Below are 3,153 nucleotides of genomic sequence, written 5' to 3' on the forward strand. Positions count from 1 at the left end.
GGAGAATAGATTTCAAGTGGCTGATTAGAATATGGGGCTCATTGCACACTTACCAACAGACAGGCTCTCTGCACTGTGCACTCAAAGCATGCAAACAGAGCAGAGAGCACCTCATGCCTTATACCGGAGTCGCTAATGGCCGTGCATAGGTATCCGGGAGCTCAYGATTAAAAATCTCGTTGGCCCAGAGCATGACGATCATTTCATCGTCTCCCGCATTAGTGATGTCATGCGTCCACCCTGGCACAGTCTCGACAATTTCCGGCTGCTCACCTGTTGTGAACAACTCGTAAAACTCCCCAGAGACTATATGACGGAAACGAAAACATGCCTTACCTTTAATCACCAGAAACTTTTCAGTTTTCGAGTGATGGTAGTGACCACCACGTGTCACCCCTGGATGAGCGGTAAAGTAGGAGAACTGACCACTGTCCCCCGTCTTCAACATTTCAACAAATACACCCCGAGGATCCCCATACTTGGGAACCTCGTAAGTGAAGCGATCGGGTGGCAGATAGCTGACGTAAGTAGAATATAGCGCTCGCACCAACCCTGTACCGACTGGTTCCGTGATCAATGTAGTACGGCTATCACGAAACGCCTCTAATTGCTTCGCCAACGCCCCGACACTAATAGCGTATTGAGGTTCAACCGCAACAAATCGCTCAATCGGTAACTGACCATCCAGCGCGTAGATGAAGTACTTAATGACATCATCGATATACACCAGATTGATATTGGCCTGCGGATCATTAATCTGAATAGGCAAACCATGGACAATATTATGACAGAAGGTTGCGACCGCAGAGTTATAGTTTGGGCGAGCCCATTTGCCAAAAACATTCGGCAACCTGAACACATAAACTGTCGCGCCGTGCTGATCAGCCAGTTCGGTCAACGCTTCTTCTGCAGCACGTTTACTGCTGCCGTAAGGATTATCAAGCTCTGCCTGGCTGGAGGAAGTATAAAGAACAGGCACAGACCTGCCGCACGCCGCAACCGCCTCGCAAAGCGCGCGAGTCAGATCAGCGTTCCCCGTCTTGAACTCCTCCGGATCCTGCGGGCGATTGACCCCCGCCAAGTGAAACACAAAGTCCACTTCAGCCATCAAGGCAGGTAGTTGCGCGATATCATCTTCACGAGTAAAGCGCAGCACTTCAACGTCGCTACGCTCGCTCAAGTGCGCTATCAGGTTCTTGCCAACAAAACCGTTGGAACCGGTGATCAGCACTTTCATTCTGTCACTCCTCAGGCGTTGCGTATTCGCCACGCTGAATAGCGCGCATAAAGTCAAGCTTAAGCAACAGCTGCTTCATACCGTCCACATCCAATCTCACAGTATTGTGCGAGTTGTAATCTTCAGTGCGGGAAATCTTCTCTTCGCCTTGCTCTACGAATTTTGCGTAGTTCAAGTCACGCAAATCAGGCGGCACACGGAAGTACTCACCGCGGTCTTCGGCACAGGCCATCTCTTCACGACTGAGCAATGCCTCATACAACTTTTCACCATGACGCGTGCCGATCACTTGTATCGGATGTTCGGGCAAATTGAGCATCTGCGTCAACGCTTTGGCAAGAACTTCTACAGTAGCCGCCGGCGCCTTTTGTACAAACAAATCACCATTATTACCGTGTTCGAATGCATAAAGCACAAGATCCACAGCATCGGCAAGAGTCATCATGAAACGTGTCATGTTCGGGTCGGTCAGCGTTAAAGGCTTACCATCACGAATCTGTTGAATAAACAGCGGAATGACCGAACCACGCGACGCCATCACGTTGCCATAGCGAGTACCACAAATGACAGTTTTGTCATCATCAGCACCGCGCGACTTGGCAACCATCACCTTTTCCATCATCGCCTTGGAAATACCCATGGCATTGATCGGATAAACGGCCTTGTCAGTACTGAGACAAACAACACGTTTGACGCCATTCTGAATGGAAGCTTCAAGTACGTTCTCGGTTCCCATGACGTTGGTCTTGACCGCTTCCATCGGGTGAAACTCACAGGAAGGTACTTGCTTGAGCGCTGCAGCGTGGAAAATATAATCAACACCGCGAGTGGCGTTCAGAACGCTCTGATAATCACGGACATCACCGATATAGAACTTCAGCTTGGAGTTTGCGTAGTGCTTACGCATGTCATCCTGCTTCTTTTCATCACGACTGAATATACGAATCTCAGCTATATCAGTATCCAGGAAACGCTTAAGTACGGCGTTTCCGAAAGAACCAGTCCCGCCGGTGATCAACAGTTTCTTACCACTAAAAATAGTCAATTATGTTCCTCCATAAAATCTACGATTTTTCGTCCGACGGCAAAGCTAGACTTATTTTCCGAAACCCAAATCTTACCACAAGCCGCCTTATTCAACAAAAATTGTTGATCAGCTGCACAAAATGCCTTCAAAGCGGCGCTGATACCATCAGAGGAAGCATCCTCTATAACACTCAAAAATTCGTAGTACTCATCAGGGATCCCACCGAGTCGCGTAGTGAGAACAGGTACGCCACTAACCATATATTCAAGCAATTTAGAAGGGAATGAGTAGCGCGTGTAAAGCAACTCTGGACTCCTACTTAAAATCAAGCACGAAGCACTGGCCTGTATCCTCTCAACTTCCGAGACACTCAAGAAACCCAAGTACTTCACCGATGGATGCCGAGCAGAGGCTTCAGAAAGATACGACTCCAGCTCACCGCGCCCACACAACCACAACTCATAGTCAACACCGGCCTTTATAAAACCCTCAACCAGCTCAACTATTCCATAAGCTTTATTCAACCCGCCCGCATAAAAAATAAACTTCTTGTGCATTCCCTGCGACACATCACTGCTTACAGCCAGCGCAGCAGAACTGGAAATACCTTCAAGCACCAAGTACGCTTTATCGGACCACTTGGCGCTATCTTTCACCATGTACTGACTTGTAACAAAAACACCAGAGGACGCAGAAATAAGAAAATCAATAATACGAGCATCCAGCTTTTTCAAGAGCCGCATAAAAAAAGATCTGTTCATCCCCATATCCATATAAGAGGGCAGATCAGGTATATAAACAAAATAAGGAATACCGTGGAGTTTTCGTAGAATATAGGCAGCCAGCAGATTGGGCGTATGAGCCGCATAGACACATACAACATCCACCC

General features: G+C 48.0%; 3 protein-coding genes. All 3 read right to left on the reverse strand.

Annotation, left to right across the window (positions count from 1 at the left end; translation table 11 throughout):
* Window positions 1-118: 118 nt before the first annotated feature.
* On the reverse strand, window positions 119-1,237 hold the full coding sequence (gene wbjC / locus AC1DH9_RS26000) for a UDP-2-acetamido-2,6-beta-L-arabino-hexul-4-ose reductase (protein WP_477809059.1): 1,119 nt from the start codon (window positions 1,235-1,237) through the stop codon (window positions 119-121).
* A gap of 4 nt (window positions 1,238-1,241) precedes the next feature.
* Complete coding sequence (locus AC1DH9_RS26005) at window positions 1,242-2,276, reverse strand: polysaccharide biosynthesis protein (protein WP_071555825.1); 1,035 nt, start codon at window positions 2,274-2,276, stop codon at window positions 1,242-1,244.
* 2 nt (window positions 2,277-2,278) lie between these two features.
* Window positions 2,279-3,153, reverse strand: an 875-nt coding sequence (locus AC1DH9_RS26010; RefSeq protein WP_477809060.1) for a glycosyltransferase, incomplete at its 5' end; no start/stop codon positions are given.

It is taken from the genome of Pseudomonas sp. 05T35, assembly GCF_056396605.1.